The organism is Thalassospira sp. UBA4513, assembly GCF_002388495.1.
Lineage (GTDB): Bacteria > Pseudomonadota > Alphaproteobacteria > Rhodospirillales > Thalassospiraceae > Thalassospira > Thalassospira tepidiphila.
On the sequence record NZ_DGMR01000032.1, the window covers coordinates 1 to 16,066 of the forward strand.

The window sequence follows — 16,066 nt, forward strand, 5'->3', positions numbered from 1 at the left end:
CTGGCGGTGCAGGTAAGGTCTGTGGGCACTGTGGCAGCTAAACAGCCATGTTAGCAAGGAAGTTTGTGTATGTGAACAATGTTAGTAATGTCATATAACCCTGCTTGATATCACCAACACCGATGGTGAAACCGTTCCGGCACTGGTCGGACCGACCAAACAGGGTGATATCTATGTGCTGGACCGCCGTACGGGTGAGCCGATCATCCCGGTGACCGAGGTGCCCGCACCCGGTGGTGCAATCCCCGAGGATCATACCGCCCCGACCCAGCCGGTCTCAGACCTGACCTTCATGCCAGAACCGCTGACCGGCAAGGACATGTGGGGCATTACCCTGTTTGATCAGATGGCGTGCCGCATCGCGTTCCATCTGTTGAAATACGAAGGTCGTTACACGCCGCCGTCTTTGGAAGGGACGCTGGTGTATCCCGGCAACTTCGGGACGTTCAACTGGGGCAGTGTTGCGGTTGATCCGGAACGTCAGATCATGTTTGGCATGCCGACCTATCTTGCCTTTACCTCGCGCCTGATCCCGCGTGCCGAGGTGCCACCACGTGGCAGTGAAAAGGCCAGTGAAATGGGGATTAACCGGAACGAAGGTGCGCCTTATGCCGTCGAAATGGGGCCGTTCCTGTCGCCGCTTGGTATTCCGTGCCAGGCCCCGCCATGGGGATATGTTGCCGGTGCCGACCTGCGCACGGGCGAGATTGCCTATATGCATAAAAACGGTACGGTCGAAGACATGACCCCGTTGCCATTACCATTCGAACTTGGTGTGCCGGGCATTGGTGGTCCGATCCTGACCAAGGGTGGCGTGGCGTTCCTTGGTGCGGCGGTCGATAACTATTTCCGTGCCTATGACGCCACGACCGGCGAGAAGATTTGGGAAACCCGTCTTCCGGCCGGCGGTCAATCAACGCCGATGACCTATGAAACCGATGACGGGACGCAATATGTGCTGATCGTCGCCGGTGGTCATGGATCGATTGGCACCAAGCCGGGCGATTATGTGATTGCCTATAAGCTTGCCGAGTAAGACCGGCCGAAACTGACATTAAAGCGCACGGGCACCTGAAAGAAATCAGGTGCCCGTTTCGTATCTGGCGCGTGCAAACTTATCCGGTCGCATCAAGGGCAAGGCGTTTTTCAACCCGTTGAATTTCCTCGGGCCGGAGCCTTGGTTCTAGCGCATCCAGTGCGGCCTGCGGGTTCAGTGGTTCTGCCTCGTTGGCACCTTCGGGAAAGGTGATCGGGCCGCGTGCAGCACGCCTTAGCCAGTAATAGGCGTCGGCATAATTCTGTTTCACGCCCCAGCCACGTTCAAGCAAGGCACCGAACATGAACTGTGCGGCGTGCATGTTTTCGTTTGCGGCAATTTCAAAGTAATGGGCGGCTTCGACAAAGTTCTGTCGGACCCCGCGGCCATGGAAATACTGCGCGCCGATCATATAGGCGGCATTGGCATTGTGCGGATCAATGCGCAGTGCCCGCTTGAAGTATTTCGTGGCCTGAAAATGATCATAGGGCAGGCCAAATCCGTTGAAATGCATCAGGCCAAGATAATAGGTCGCCCCGCCATGGTTGGTCTTTGCAGCCTTGCCAAACCACTCGGCCGCCATTTCGTATTCAGGCGTCCCCAGATCACCACGAAAATACAGCAGACCCAGCGCATATTGCGCATACGGATCGTTTTCCTGTGCTGCCAGATGCCAGAAGGACTGCGCGCGCACGTAATCCCCAGCCTGATAGGCGTGGTAGCCTGTCTGGTATTCCTTGCTCATGCCTGCTGTGTGGCCCGCTGTTGGCAACAGCAGGCAGGCCAGCACGGCAAGCGCGAATAAGGGGTGTCGGCCTGAAAGGCTGGCCGATGAGGGGCTGGTCACGTGTGGGAACCGTCAGGAGTTTGTTTTAAACAGGGGCACGACCTTGCGGGCGCGTTTTTCGATGGCTTCAAGCACATTGACGATTTCAGCGCTTTGTTTGATGCGCTCACCGCTATGCAGGGCAACATATTGTCCGGCATTTTTGTGCTCGTTACCGAGCTTGATGACAGTGAAAAGAGGGGTTTCGTGGGTTGAACGGAAAATCGAAAACATCGCCATCCCGTCCAGATGATCGATGGCATAATCCTTCCAGGCGCCACTGGCAACCTGTCGGGAATATGTGTTCATGAGTTTCATCAGTTCAGCCCGGTCAAAATGAACAAAGCTTTTGGCTTTGCGGTATTTGGCCAAATCGAACAATGTTCCCATGTGGTACTCCGGCAGCGTGTGTTCGGGGTTGTCCTTTGCCACAACGGGAAAATGACAGCCTGATGACACGGTAGCGCGGATTGACCGATGCCTCAAGTTTCAATGGATGAAAAACAGACCGGATTTTAGAGGCTGCGCGAACGGGTTGGCGGCCAATCAACGGTTTGCGATCCGGTGTTATAGGGATCGGGCGTGCGATAGCAACTGACCGCCGCAAGCGAGCGATAGCAATAAAGCGGCGGTTCCGGCACCGGTTCCTTTTTGCAGTACGACTTGCCGTCAATCTTGCGGATGGTGGAGCAATCCTGACCGGTCGATAGCGAAACCGCATGGTCAATCAGGGTTTTGTCGGAATTGATGATGCTGACCACGTCAAAGGCAATATACCATTCGCCGCCGGTAAACAGGCTGGTGCCGACAACATCGGACATCGTTGTTCCACAGCCCGACACAGTGGACCCCATCAAGGCTGCAAACAGCCCGGCAAGGGTACGCTGTCGGATAAGGCGCCGTTTTGCGGGCTTGGTATGTGCAGTCTCGCGACGTTTCATTGTGGTCTCCGTCCGCTCACCGGGCAAATATGACCGATGACAAGTTCAAATCTGTTCCCTTGGCATTTACCAAAGCAAGCCCTGTGCCGAACTGTGTCTTTGCCCCCGATAAAACGACATGTGGCACTGATCTCGGGCGTTTTCAGCCCCCTGTATCACCGTCAAAAAGCATCCGGGCGGCGGTGATGGTGGCCTTCAAACATTTCAAAGCCGTTTAAAACCGGTGATGTCGTGGGGAAAATGTGTATCTGGCAGGCAATTCTTTCCCGTTGGGTTTGCTGTGCCCGAATTGGGCCACATGGCGCTGATATCAGCCATGAAACGGTTATTGCGATCCCGCCTAATCCGAGGGCGGGGCAAAATAATCGTAGGAATAACCGGAATGGTGTCGAGCAGACTTGACCCTGTACCCGCTGGCGCGTTAAATCCTTGCCAGAAATTTTTCAGATAAGCGGGCAGGTTGCCCGCTTTATTGTGACCGGATTGGAGCCGTTTTCGTGGTTGATATTTTCCAGGAAGTCGAAGAAGACCTTAAGCGTGAACGCAGCGAAGAGCTGTGGCGCAAATACGGGAAATACGTGATCGGCGTTGCAGCGGCCATCGTGCTGGGTGTTGCCGGTCGTGAAGGCTGGAAAACCTATGAAACCAGCACCAGCATCGAAAACGGTACCCGTCTTGCCAATGCCGTAGAACTGGCACAGGACAGCGCAACCGACGAAGACGCCGCATTGGCCGCCCTTGATGCGATCATCGCCGACGGTAACGCCGATTTTGTCGCGCTTGGTCATTTCCAGAAGGCAGCCGTTTACCTTCGCGCGGATGCGACGCCGTCTGCAATCAGCGAACTCGAAGCGATTGCCGGTAATTCCGACATTGATCAGGTTTATCGCGATCTTGCGGTTGTTCAGATCGCAATGAACAGCGCCAGTGCCGAAAACGCGCAGGACCTGATCACGCGTCTTGAGCCGATCGCCGTGCCCGAGAATGCGTGGTACTACTCCGCACGTGAAATGATTGCACTTCTGCATATCGCGGGAGGTGAGGTCGAAGCCGCCAAACCGCTTCTGACCGAGATTGCTGATGATAACAGTGCGCCGGCCGGAATGCGCGCACGGGCAAGTGAAATTCTCAAGGCTGTTGGTGCCTGAGGTTCTTCGGGCATCAATGGATCGCAAGCCGCGATCCATATGACGTGAGTTTTTTCAGGGGATACGGTTTTGACCACACGCGGTATTAAGTCACTTCTTTGCGTAATGGGCCTGACAGGCCTTTTGGCAGGGTGTTCAAGCTGGCTTGGCGAGGCAGAAGATCCGCCGCTTCCCGGCGAGCGTATTTCGGTTCTTGCCCTGCAAAGCACGGTTCAGCCCGACATTGAACTGACCGACCAGCGCGTGATTTTGCCCGAACCCGAACCGATGGTCGACTGGCCGCAAAATGGCGGCTATCCGAGCCACGCACTCCATCACGTTGCGCTTGATAACGAAGTCCTCGAACAGGACTGGTCGATTGATATCGGCGAAGGGTCGATGGATGACAACCTTCTGCTTAATCAGGCGATTGTCGCGCGCGGTGTGATCTTTACCATTGATGCCAGTGCGGAAGTTCGTGCCTTTGCCGCATCATCGGGCAAGCGTATCTGGTCGCTTGAACTGGCCCCTGAGGACGAAGAAGACAGCACGCTTTTGGGCGGCGGTCTGGCCTATGAGGCCGGTGTGATCTATGCCACGACGGGCTTTGCCGAAATCATTGCCATTGATGCGCCAAGTGCGACGATCCTTTGGCGTCAACAGGTCACAGCACCGATGCGTTCTGCGCCGACTGTGCGCGGTGGCCGTGTGTTTGCCATTACCATCGATAACCAGACCGTCGCACTGAATGCGCGCACGGGTGAAACGCTTTGGAACCATCGCGGTGCGTCCGAGGGCGCGTCCTTTATCGGTGGTGCCAGCCCGGCGGTGGATCAGGGCGTTGTCATTTCGGCCTATTCCACGGGCGAACTTTATGCCCTTCGTGTTGAAAACGGTCAGGTGATCTGGTCGGATGCGCTGGCGGCTGCCGGTCGTACCGATGCGGTGTCGGCGATTGCCGATATTCGTGGCCTGCCGGTGATTGATAATGATCTGGTGATCGCGACAAGCAACTCCGGTTTGACGACCGCGATTGACCTTCGCACCGGGGTTCGTGTCTGGGAACTTGAGGCTGGTGGCATCCAGTCACCATGGGTGGCCGGCGAATATGTATACCTGCTAACCAATACAAATGACTTGATTGCCTTGCGTCGACGCACCGGACAGGTTAAATGGGTGACCGTTCTGCCCCGTTTTACCGATCCCGAGGATCAGGAAGGCCCGATTGTCTGGACAGGGCCAGTACTGGCCGGTGACAGGTTGATCGTTGGTAACGAGCAGGGCGAAGTAATGACTGTTTCCCCTTATAGCGGTGACATTCTTGGTGAGGACGAAGTATCCGGGCCAATTACCCTGCCGCCATCTGTTGCCGGTGACAGCCTTTACTTCCTGACTGCGGATGCCGATCTAATCGCATATCGCTGATCAGGATACAGTTTTAGGCAAGGCGATTTGCCTTGCAGGATTTGCGATGCGCCGTGGGTCAATGTGCCCACGGCGCATAACGCCTTTTATTACGAGAGTCTGAAAATCAGATGTCGCTGAAAGTTGCCATTATCGGTCGCCCCAATGTCGGGAAGTCGACCCTGTTTAACCGTCTCGTCGGCAAAAAGCTGGCGCTTGTGGACGATCAGCCCGGTGTGACCCGTGACCGCCGTTATGGCAAGGCACGCCTTGGCGATATGTCTTTTGACATTATCGACACCGCCGGTCTGGAAGAAGCGTTTGATAATTCCGTCGAAGGCATGATGCGCCAGCAAAGTGAAAAGGCGTTTGAGGAATGCGATGTTGCGCTGTTCCTGATTGATGCCCGTGCCGGTCTGACGCCGCTTGATAACCATTTTGCCGATTGGCTGCGCAAACGCGAGAAGCCGGTCTATGTCATTGCCAACAAGCACGAAGGCCGTGATCAGGATCCGGGCCTTTATGAGGCCTATGGCCTTGGTCTTGGCGATGTCGCGCCGATCTCGGCCGAGCATGGCCTTGGGATCGAGTTGCTCTATGACATGCTTGAGCCGCACTGGAAAGAATGGAAAGACCGCGAACGGGTTGCCAGACAGCATGCGCGCGAAGCCGCACAAGAGGCGCTGAATGAGGCCCGTGCGGACAGCCTTGCAGACGAAGATTTCGACGATGAATACGGTTTTGCCGATGACGAAGGTGAAGTCTTCCCGTCCTATGAAATCGAATTCAGCGAGGACGACGAAGACGAAGATGGCGAACTGATTGTCGAAGGCGCACGTGACAATTCGAAAATCCAGTTGGCAATTGTCGGCCGTCCGAATGCCGGTAAATCAACCCTTCTGAACCAGTTGCTTGGCGAAGAGCGCGTCATGACCGGGCCGCAGGCCGGGCTCACGCGTGATTCGATCGCGGTCGACTGGTCCTATGAAGGCCGCCCGATCCGTCTGGTCGATACCGCCGGTATGCGCCGCAAGAAGAAGATTGATGACCGCGTTGAAAAGCTGTCGGTTGCCGATACGCTGCGCGTGATCCGCTATGCGCAGGTCGTTGTTCTGATGATTGATGCGACCAACACGCTTGATAAGCAGGACCTGACGATTGCGCGTATGGTGCTTGAAGAAGGCCGTGCGTTGATCATTGCGGTTAACAAGTGGGATGCAATCATCGACAAAAAGGGCGTCATGCAGGAACTGCGTGACAAGCTTGATACTTCCTTTGCCCAGGCCAAGGGTATTCCGGTTCTGACCTTCTCGGCCCTGACCGGGCGTGGCACGGATCGCCTGATGCCGACCGTTCTTGATATCCACGATATCTGGAGCCGCCGCATCCCGACCTCGCAGCTCAACCGCTGGCTTGAAGCAACCACCGAACGCCATTTGCCGCCGGTCATTTCCGGGCGTCGTATTCGCCTGCGCTATATGACCCAGGCGAAATCGCGTCCGCCAAGCTTCTTTATCAACTGCTCCAAGGCAGCCGAACTGCCCGAAAGCTACACGCGCTATCTGATCAATGGTCTGCGCGAAGATTTCGACATGCCGGGCGTTCCGATCCGTATTTACCTGCGCAGCAGCGACAACCCCTATGCCAACAAGAAAAAGAAACGCTAGTTTCGACTTGTTGCCAAACACAACAAAGCCGCCCGTCGGAAACGAGGGCGGCTTTTTCGTGCCAGGTTGCTGCGCAAGACCTTATTCGAACGCGGCAGACGGACCGTTATCAATGATTTCCTTGATATGGTCGGGCAGGTCCTGTTCGGTGAAGCCTTCCTGGATTTCGCGGCTTTGAACAAAGGCGAAAATGTCGGCGATGTCCTGGCCGGAAAAATCAATCTGATAGCCAAGGTCGGCCTGCTGCAGGGCCAGCATCTGCGGTGCGCCGCGCCACATGCGGGCAAAGAATTCGAACGGTTCGCGCGCGATATTCATGTTTGACGCATCAAGGCTGGTGGCGACATCGCTGCCGACATTGTTCACCGAATGACAGATCACACAGCCCCTCTCGGCAAAGAGTGTTTTGCCACGTTCGGCATCCATTTGTGGCATCACGGGGCTGCTGTTTTCAGCAGCTGAGGCGTCTTTTGCGATTGTTGTAGTGGCAAAGGTCGCCAAACTCACAGTGACGCCAAGTGCGGCAATAAAGCGGGAAGGGGTGAACGAATTCATGTAATGCCGTGCTCCGATGCCGGTGGCGGGATAATTCCTGCATGCTATCGGGCAAACACCAAGTATGGCAATGGTTTGATCTGAATTTTATGCGTGATGCCGGTGTTCATTTGACGCATACGGAAAAGGGCCCGCTTGGGGCCCTTTGATTTTTTGGTTTTTCGGTCGCAATCACTAAGCGTCAACCACTTCGCCGTGCTTGGTGCAGTTAGCTTCTGCCAGATCGACGAAGACATCGGTGATGCTTTCGGGCGTCGGCAGGGTTTGGGGATCTTCGCCCGGATAGGCTTCAGCACGCATTTTGGTGCGGATGCGGCCCGGATTGACCAGATTTACTTTGACCTTGGTCTGTTCGAGTTCCTGCGCATAGGACAGAACAAGGCTTTCAAGCGCTGCCTTGGTCGATGCATAGAGGCCCCAGAACGCACGCCCCTTGCTTGATGCGTTCGAGGTCACGAAGATTGCCCGGCCAGCCTCAGACAGCTGCAGCAGCTTGTCCGTGGTACGGATCAGATGGAAGTTCGCCGTGACGTTGGTGGCATAGGTGTTCTGGAACACTTGCGCATCAATGTGACCCACCGGGGCGATTTCGCCCAGAAGGCCGGCATTGCCCACAACGATATCCAGCTTGCCAAACCGCTCATAGATCGTCGGACCCAGCATGTCGATCTTGTCAAACATGGTCAGATCAAGCGGCAGCAAGGTGATCTTGCCACCGGCATCGGTCACTTCGTCACTGAGTTCTTCAAGCGCACCGACATTACGACCAACCGCAATCACATGCGCACCTTCGGCAGCAAAGCGTTTGGCAACCGCACATCCGATCCCGTGCGAAGCCCCGGTGATCAGGGCAACGCGACCTTCAAGACGTTTGGTGTCGGTCATGCAGACTGCCTTTCAACCAACTGGCTGAGCTTGCGGTCCTTGTTTTCGGCATTGTGATCGGTGAGCTTGATCGGGTAATCGCCGGTGAAGCACGCATCACAGAAGGCCGGATTATCGTTGTCGCGGCCTTCAAGACCGGTGGCACGATACAGGCCATCAATGGTGACGAAGGCCAGGCTGTCGACGCCGATAATCTTTGCCATGCTTTCGATGTCGTGATTGGCCGCCATCAGTTTGTCTTTGGACGGGGTATCAACGCCATAGAAGCACGGGTTCATGGTCGGCGGGCTGGTGATGCGCATATGCACCTCTGCCGCACCAGCCTGACGAACCAGATCAACAATCTTGGTCGAGGTGGTGCCACGCACGATCGAGTCATCAACCAGAATAACGCGCTTGCCCTTAAGCTTGCCCGGGTTGGCGTTATGTTTCAGCTTTACGCCAAGGTGCCGGATCTGATCGGTCGGCTCGATAAAGGTACGCCCGACATAGTGGTTACGGATGATGCCCAGTTCGAACGGAATACCGCTTTCCTCGGCATAGCCAAGGGCGGACGGTACGCCGGAATCCGGGATCGGCACGACAACGTCGGCATCCACAGCAGACTCACGGGCCAGTTCGCGACCGATATGTTTGCGCACGTCATAGACGCTTGTGCCTTCGACGATGCTGTCGGGGCGGGCGAAGTAGACATGCTCGAAAATGCAGAAGCGCGATTTTTGCGGTTTGAACGGCTTGATCGAACGCAGGCCATCATCGGTGATTTCAACGATTTCGCCCGGTTCGACGTCGCGGATGAATTCCGCGCCAACGATATCAAGGCCAACCGTTTCCGATGACAGGATATAGGCGTCATTGAGTTTGCCCAGAACCAGCGGACGCACACCCAGCGGGTCCCGCACACCGATCAGTTTCTTCTGGGTCATGACGACAAGTGAGTAGGCACCTTCAACTTGGCGGACCGCATCGATCAGGCGATCGACGATCTTTTCATACAGGCTGGTCGCGATCAGGTGAATGAAGGTCTCGGTATCCGAGGTCGACTGGAAGATCGAGCCGCGTTTGACAAGGCGTTCACGCACCGCAAGCGAGTTGGTCAGGTTGCCGTTATGGGCAATCGCCAGACCACCGAATTCAAAATCGGCAAAAAGCGGCTGTACGTTGCGAAGGCCCTTGCCACCCGCCGTCGAGTAGCGGACATGGCCGACCGCACGGTGGCCGGGCAGGCTTTTGATGACATCTTCTGAACCGAAGATATCGCCAACCTGGCCGGATGCCCGGTGTGCCGGAAAATCTTCGCCGTCATAGGACACAATGCCTGCGGCTTCCTGTCCGCGATGCTGCAGCGCATGCAGGCCAAGGGCCGTTAATGCCGTTGCATCGGGGGAGCCAAAAACGCCAAAGACGCCACATTCTTCACGTAGCTTGTCGTCATCAAATGGATTGGTGGTCAGCATGAGTGGGTTCCGCTCTCTCGCCGGTGGCGCACGGAATTCGCTATTAGTACGAAACCCACACGCCTCACTCGTTAGTGGTCGCCTCAATCAGGCGATCCAAATCATCGCGCGAGGGCCTTGTATACCCGTTTAGGGGCGCGGGTCCAGTCCCTTTTGGTTCCGGACCAAGAAGTTGGCGATAGGTTTTTTCGTTCGCATCGGCCTCACGCTGAGCGCGCTCAAGCTCTTGCGCCGTGGTATCGAAAATTTCGTCAGGTGCCATGCGCATAATGAGGAAGGCACCTTCTTCCAGAACTGGGCGGGTGCGGGCATCGCGGACCCAGTCGGGCTGCGAATCTGCTGGCAGCAACCAGGACAGCGCCAGGAAACCGATACAGACAATCAAGGCCCCGCGCAAAAGCCCGAATACAAAGCCAAGCGTGCTGTCGAGGCTATCGAGGCCGGAGTTCTGAACCGCCCGGCCAATACGCCCGCTGATGAACGAGAAAATCAAAAACGAAATCAGAAACAGGCCAACCCCGGTTGCCAGATCGGCAATCAGTTCGGACGGGATCAATTCCCGCACATAGGGACGCGCAACCGGATAGCCATAAAGGGCTACAAGACCGGCGCCGACCCAGCCCATCATCGACAGGGTTTCGTGGATAAAACCGCGGAAAAAGGCAAAGATCCCCGATATCAGCAAAATGCCGACAACAATCAGATCAAACACATCACGTGCGCCAAGATCGGGAAGGGCGGAGAAATCCATTTATGTGTAAACCTTGTTCGTCAGTCCGGGTGGCGGGGCGGTCGTGCTTTGAAGGCGCTTAATACATGCCTTCGCGCGGACGCACCTTGTCGCGGACATCGTCGCCGAAGAGGTTTACCAAATCCTGAAGATGGCCGATTTCGGTCTGATTGAGGCCCTTGATCGACATCTTCTTCTTGCCCTGGGTGCCATTCTTGGGGGTATAGGCATTGCCAAAGCCAAGTTTGGTCGCTTCTTTCAGCCGCGATTCGAGCTGGCCTACCGGGCGAACTTCCCCTGAAAGACCGATTTCCCCGACAATCACCGTCTCGCCCGGAACCGGCGCATCGGCGACCGCTGAAATCAGTGCCGCCGCAACCGCCATGTCGGCGGCGGGTTCACCAACCCGCAAACCACCGGCAACGTTGAGGTAAACATCAAACTGACTAAGCGGCAGGCCACAGCGGGCATCCAGCACCGCCAAAATCATGTTCATGCGCGCAGAGTCCCAGCCAACGACCGCACGACGCGGGGTGGCAAGGGCCGATTGCGCAACAAGCGCCTGAATTTCCACAAGCATCGGGCGTGTGCCTTCAAGCCCGGCAAAGACCGCCGTGCCACTGACCGGGGAGTCACGGTCTGCCAAAAACAGCGCGGATGGGTTGGGCACCTCGACCAGTCCGGCATCACCCATTTCAAACACACCGATTTCATCGGTCGCGCCGAAACGGTTTTTCACTGCACGCAGGATGCGGAACTGATGACCGCGTTCGCCTTCGAAATACAGAACCGTATCGACCATATGTTCCAGCACGCGCGGACCGGCGATCTGGCCTTCCTTGGTGACGTGACCGACCAAAAGCACGGCAAATCCCTTGCGCTTGGCAAGGCGGATGAGTTCCAGCGCGCAGGCACGGACCTGCGACACCGTGCCCGGCGCACTATCAAGGGTGTCGGCATACATGGTCTGGATCGAGTCAATCACCACCACGTCATGGCTGCTGGCTTCAAGGGTGGTGATGATGTCACGCAGGCTGGTGGCAGCGGCAAAATCGACCTTGGATTTTTCAAGGCCAAGGCGGGCGGCGCGCATGCGGACCTGATCAACCGCTTCCTCGCCCGAGATATAGGCGCATTTATGCTTGGCGGCCATCGCCCCCACAGCCTGCAACAGAATGGTTGATTTACCAATCCCCGGATCGCCGCCGACCAACAGGGCCGATCCCGGTACAAGCCCGCCACCACACGCACGATCAAGTTCGGTGATGCCGCTTATGATGCGTTTCGGGCTGGCACTTTCGCCTTCAAGGGCGACGAATTCGATGGTTTTGCCCTTGGCACCCCCGGCGATGCCACCGGTGGCCTTGGGGCCGCTTTCAACGCGTTCTTCCTCGATGCTGTTCCATTCACCGCATGCGTCGCAACGCCCGGTCCATTTGCGGTATTCGGCACCGCAGTTCTGGCAGATGAAACGGCTTTGGGTTTTGGCCACAGAATGCTCCGCAGATCAAAGAAGTGTCAGTAATGGCTTATGTCGGTCAGGTAATGCTCAGAGATGCTTGAGATCAAGTTCAAGCGGACCTTCGATATCACCGGCAACGAATTGTTGCAAATAGGGGTTATCGGACGTGTCGATATCGGCAACCGGCCCATCCCAGATGATCTTGCCCTGATAAAGCATGGCAACCCGATCAGCGATCTTGCGTGCGCTGGCCATATCATGGGTGATGGTCATCGCACTTGCACCGAGTTCGCGAGTGCATTTGACGATCAGATCATTGATGACATCGCCCATGATCGGGTCAATGCCGGTGGTCGGTTCGTCAAAGAACAGGATTTCCGGTTCCGTCGCGATGGCGCGTGCGAGGCCAACACGTTTTTGCATGCCGCCCGAAAGCGATGCCGGGGACATGTTGGCAATATCAGCCGCCAGACCGACATCCTCAAGCCGCGCAATGGCAAGATCGCGGGCCTTGGCAGGTTTCATGCCCTGACCTTCGATCAGGCCAAAGGCGACATTTTCCCAAACGGTGAGCGAATCAAATAGCGCAGCGCCCTGAAACAGCATGCCGGTTTTTGCCAGCATGGCATCGCGTTCGGCCTGTGATGCGGTGGTCATTTCGACCCCGTCCACCTTGATCGATCCCTGATCCGGGGTAAGCAGGCCCAACACACATTTCAGCGTAACCGATTTGCCGGTGCCCGATCCGCCAATGATGGCAACCGATTCACCCTTGGCGACATCAAGGTCGACACCCTGAAGCACCTTTTTCGGGCCAAAGCTCTTGTGAACGTTGCGAAGCGATATCTTGGCTGTGCTGCTCATGATCCTGTCAACCGGCCCTTATCGCGTGAAGAACAGTTCGGTGACGATATAGTTCGAAATCAGGATCAGGATGGAGCTTGAAACAACCGCGTTGGTCGTTGCCTGACCAACACCCTGCGCACCACCCCGGGAATGATACCCGTGATAGCACCCCATCAGTGTGATGATAAAGCCAAACACCGCGGCCTTCACAAGACCCGAAACGACATCAAGCTGTTCGAGATACTGGAACGTGTTGCGGATATAGGAGCCGTCATTAAAGCCAAGCTTGTTCACGCCCACCAGATAACCGCCCATCACCCCGATGATATCGCCGATCAGAACCAGAACGGGCAGGGTGATCAAACCGGCAATCACACGCGGCACAACCAGATATTTGAACGGATTGGTCGACAGGGTCACCAGCGCGTCGATCTGTTCGGTGACACGCATGGTGCCGATTTCTGCGGCAATGGCGGCACCAACACGGCCCGCCACCATCAGGCCCGCCAGAACCGGGCCCAATTCGCGGGTCATGGAAATGACAACCACGGTCGCAACCGCACTTTCGGCCGAAAATCGCGAGAACCCGGAATAGGATTGCAGCGCCAGAACCATCCCGGCAAACAGGGTGGTCATGGCGACAACCGGCAAGGAGAAATAGCCGATTTCACGCATCTGTTTGAAAATCAGGCGGAAATAGATCGGCGGTGTGACCATGTGGCCGATGGTGCGACCCGCAAATACCGTGACGCGACCGACAAGGGCCAAAAAGGTCAGAAACATATGGCCAACCGGCGCAAAGATCGGCATCTGTACTTCGAAGTCCCCTGTTATCGACCTGCCGGAATTGTCTGGCTGGCTATTATGATTTAGCTCTCTGTATAAACCCGCCGGTAGCGATGTCCAAGAGAAGTTAGAATTTCATAACCGATTGTACCAGCAGCAGATGCAACGTCGTCAACCGTCATCTTGTCATCAAGAAGCGACACCATATCCCCGGCCTTAAGCGTTTTGCCCGGAAGGTCGGTAATATCAACCGTGATCGCATCCATCGAAACGCGCCCGACATAGGGAACTTCATGGCCCTTGATGATCATCTTGCCGGAATTGGACAGTGAACGCAGCCAACCGTCAGCATACCCGACTGCAAGGGTGGCGATTTTCGATTTGCGTTTTGCCTGCCAGGTGCCGCCATAACCAACCCTCTGAGGTTCATCGATTTCGCGGACCTGAAGGACTTTGACCTTAAGGTTTACGACAGAACGCATCGGGTTGGTGGTTTCCGGCGTCGGGTTGCCACCCCAAAGGGCGATGCCCGGACGGCAGAATTCCAGATGGTAGTCATCGTTGCGGAAAATCGCCGACGAGTTACAGAACCCGCGCGGGGCCGGTGGCAGGCGACGATACCATTTCATGAACAGGTCGTACTGTTCCTTGGTGACCGGGTTTCCGGCCTCATCGGCGGCAACCGGATGGGTCATGTAACCGGCCTTTTCAAACCCGTAGAGCAGGGATGAATAGCGGTCGACCAAGTTGCTGACATCAAGTGGCGTCAGGCCAAGGCGGCTCATACCGGTATCAAGATGGATAAAGGCCGGCGCCGGACGTTCATATTCGCGGCACAGGTTTGACCAGCGTTCGATCTGTTCCAGATCGTTCAGAACCGGGATGACGTCATTTTCAATAAAGAATTCCTCGTCACCGGGCAGGACACCGTTCAGAACCGCAATGCGACCACCACCACGCAACACCGGGAACAGTTCGGCGGCTTCGTTGGCTTGTGCCACAAAGAACAGCCGGCATCCCTGCTTTTTGAGGACCGGGACGATGGTTTCAGCGCCAAGACCATAGGCATTCGCCTTTACCACAGCCGCACAGGTGCGCCCGGTATAACGTTTGGTCAGGGTTTTATAGTTGTCGGCAACTGCTTTCAGATTGATTTGCAGTTCCGCGCACTCGGCAGCACGGCCGACGGCGGGAAGAACGGTCATTCGTAATACCCCGTGGAATCCGTTGGTGGATGGGTGGTTGCCCTATCCTCTATTCATATTCTTCTTCTGTGTGATCAAGATCACCAAACTTGGTGTAGTTCCCGTCAAAGAACAGGCGCACGTTGCCCACCGGGCCGTGACGCTGCTTGGCAACAATAACCTCGGCAGTGTTGTAAACGTGGTTCAGGCGTTCCTGCCACTGCGAGTAACGTTCCCCGAACTTGTCGGTGGCCTCTTCCGGGCGCTGGGCCGGTTCGGCACGTTCGAGATAGTATTGTTCGCGATAAATGAACATCACGACGTCGGCGTCCTGCTCGATCGAGCCGGATTCCCGAAGGTCAGACAGCTGGGGGCGTTTGTCGTCGCGCTGTTCAACAGCTCGCGATAGCTGGGACAGGGCAATGATCGGAACGTTCAGGTCTTTTGCGAGCGCCTTGAGGGACGTCGTGATCTGCGTGATTTCCTGAACGCGGTTTGCATTGGCATTGCCACTGGTCACGGTGATGAGCTGCAGATAGTCGATCACGATCATGTCGAGGCCGACAGACCGCTGGAGGCGACGCGCGCGGGCGGCCAGCTGGCTGATCGAGATGCCGCCTGTATCGTCGATATAGAGCGGCANNTGCAGGTAATCGACGACGATCATCGCAAGGCCGTGCTGACGCTTAAGACGGCGGCAACGTGTGCGAAGTGTCGATACCGGAAGGGCCGGTGTATCATCGATATAAAGCGGAACGGTATTGAGTTCCTGGGTTGCCAGCAACAGACGTTCGAAATCCTGTTCGTTCAGATCACCACGGCGCATGTTATCGCCTGAAACCTCGGCCGCCTGCGACAACAGGCGCCCGGCAAGCTGTTCGGCCGCCATCTCAAGCGAGAATACGGCAATCGCCCCGGTTCGGGTTTCATCGCGGGTNNCGACGGACGACCGGCAAGGATCAGCAAGTCAGACGGGTGCAACCCGCCAAGCTTGCGGTCGATATCGCGCAAACCCGTGGTCACACCAACAACGCGCCCGGCGTTTTTATAGGCGTGATCGATATTCTCATAGGCCTTGGCAAGGGCCGGGCCAAAGGCGACAAAGCCCGATTCCGCGGAACCGGCTGTTGCCAGCGAGAACAGTTTCTGTTCGGCTCTTT

Annotated in this window: 16 protein-coding genes; 4 read left to right on the forward strand and 12 right to left on the reverse strand. The window is 56.3% G+C overall.

What is annotated here, in order from left to right:
- The first annotated feature begins 175 nt into the window (after nt 1–175).
- A complete protein-coding gene (locus B2T33_RS12800; protein ID WP_286792237.1) occupies nt 176–1,036 on the forward strand; it encodes a hypothetical protein in 861 nt (286 codons plus the stop codon).
- 79 nt (nt 1,037–1,115) lie between these two features.
- On the opposite strand, the gene B2T33_RS12805 is transcribed toward B2T33_RS12800, so the two are convergent.
- From B2T33_RS12805 to B2T33_RS12815, 3 genes are all read right to left on the reverse strand, one after another.
- The gene (locus tag B2T33_RS12805) at nt 1,116–1,883 is read right to left on the reverse strand and encodes a tetratricopeptide repeat protein (RefSeq protein WP_286792238.1); all 768 of its coding nucleotides are present in this window, start codon (nt 1,881–1,883) and stop codon (nt 1,116–1,118) included.
- A 12-nt stretch (nt 1,884–1,895) separates the two neighbouring features.
- Nucleotides 1,896–2,252, reverse strand: a complete 357-nt coding sequence (locus B2T33_RS12810; protein WP_008890526.1) for a DUF2794 domain-containing protein — start codon at nt 2,250–2,252, stop codon at nt 1,896–1,898.
- Nucleotides 2,253–2,377: 125 nt separating this feature from the next.
- Nucleotides 2,378–2,803: a hypothetical protein gene (locus B2T33_RS12815; RefSeq protein ID WP_286792239.1), complete on the reverse strand. Its 426-nt coding sequence runs from the start codon at nt 2,801–2,803 to the stop codon at nt 2,378–2,380.
- A 497-nt stretch (nt 2,804–3,300) separates the two neighbouring features.
- Between B2T33_RS12815 and B2T33_RS12820 the strand changes: the two genes are divergently transcribed.
- The 3 genes from B2T33_RS12820 to der all read left to right on the forward strand — a co-directional run bounded on the left by B2T33_RS12820 (nt 3,301) and on the right by der (nt 7,001).
- Nucleotides 3,301–3,951, forward strand: a complete 651-nt coding sequence (locus B2T33_RS12820) for a tetratricopeptide repeat protein (RefSeq protein WP_210519428.1) — start codon at nt 3,301–3,303, stop codon at nt 3,949–3,951.
- 69 nt (nt 3,952–4,020) lie between these two features.
- Nucleotides 4,021–5,355 carry a PQQ-like beta-propeller repeat protein gene (locus B2T33_RS12825; protein ID WP_252724090.1) on the forward strand — a complete coding sequence of 445 codons (1,335 nt, stop codon included), beginning with the start codon at nt 4,021–4,023 and terminating at the stop codon, nt 5,353–5,355.
- A 110-nt stretch (nt 5,356–5,465) separates the two neighbouring features.
- Complete coding sequence (gene der / locus B2T33_RS12830) at nt 5,466–7,001, forward strand: ribosome biogenesis GTPase Der (protein WP_286792240.1); 1,536 nt, start codon at nt 5,466–5,468, stop codon at nt 6,999–7,001.
- 81 nt (nt 7,002–7,082) lie between these two features.
- Here der and B2T33_RS12835 read toward each other — a convergent pair whose 3' ends face one another.
- The 9 genes from B2T33_RS12835 to B2T33_RS12875 all read right to left on the reverse strand — a co-directional run bounded on the left by B2T33_RS12835 (nt 7,083) and on the right by B2T33_RS12875 (nt 15,795).
- Nucleotides 7,083–7,556 carry a c-type cytochrome gene (locus B2T33_RS12835; RefSeq protein WP_286792241.1) on the reverse strand — a complete coding sequence of 158 codons (474 nt, stop codon included), beginning with the start codon at nt 7,554–7,556 and terminating at the stop codon, nt 7,083–7,085.
- 174 nt (nt 7,557–7,730) lie between these two features.
- Entirely contained in the window at nt 7,731–8,441 is a 711-nt protein-coding gene (locus B2T33_RS12840) for an SDR family NAD(P)-dependent oxidoreductase (protein ID WP_286792242.1), read from the reverse strand.
- Nucleotides 8,438–9,898, reverse strand: coding sequence for an amidophosphoribosyltransferase (gene purF, locus B2T33_RS12845; protein WP_063088372.1), 1,461 nt, complete (start codon nt 9,896–9,898; stop codon nt 8,438–8,440). Before purF ends, B2T33_RS12840 begins: the two co-directional genes overlap by 4 nt.
- Nucleotides 9,899–9,962: 64 nt before the next feature.
- Complete coding sequence (locus B2T33_RS12850; RefSeq protein WP_286792243.1) at nt 9,963–10,649, reverse strand: CvpA family protein; 687 nt, start codon at nt 10,647–10,649, stop codon at nt 9,963–9,965.
- 58 nt (nt 10,650–10,707) lie between these two features.
- Nucleotides 10,708–12,120, reverse strand: a complete 1,413-nt coding sequence (gene radA, locus B2T33_RS12855; RefSeq protein WP_063088371.1) for a DNA repair protein RadA — start codon at nt 12,118–12,120, stop codon at nt 10,708–10,710.
- A 57-nt stretch (nt 12,121–12,177) separates the two neighbouring features.
- A complete protein-coding gene (locus B2T33_RS12860) occupies nt 12,178–12,954 on the reverse strand; it encodes an ABC transporter ATP-binding protein (protein ID WP_286792244.1) in 777 nt (258 codons plus the stop codon).
- 18 nt (nt 12,955–12,972) lie between these two features.
- Entirely contained in the window at nt 12,973–13,746 is a 774-nt protein-coding gene (locus tag B2T33_RS12865; protein WP_008890538.1) for an MlaE family ABC transporter permease, read from the reverse strand.
- A 59-nt stretch (nt 13,747–13,805) separates the two neighbouring features.
- The gene (gene alr / locus B2T33_RS12870; RefSeq protein ID WP_286792245.1) at nt 13,806–14,927 is read right to left on the reverse strand and encodes an alanine racemase; all 1,122 of its coding nucleotides are present in this window, start codon (nt 14,925–14,927) and stop codon (nt 13,806–13,808) included.
- 49 nt (nt 14,928–14,976) lie between these two features.
- A complete protein-coding gene (locus tag B2T33_RS12875) occupies nt 14,977–15,795 on the reverse strand; it encodes a DnaB-like helicase C-terminal domain-containing protein (RefSeq protein WP_286792246.1) in 819 nt (272 codons plus the stop codon).
- Nucleotides 15,796–16,066: the final 271 nt, after the last annotated feature.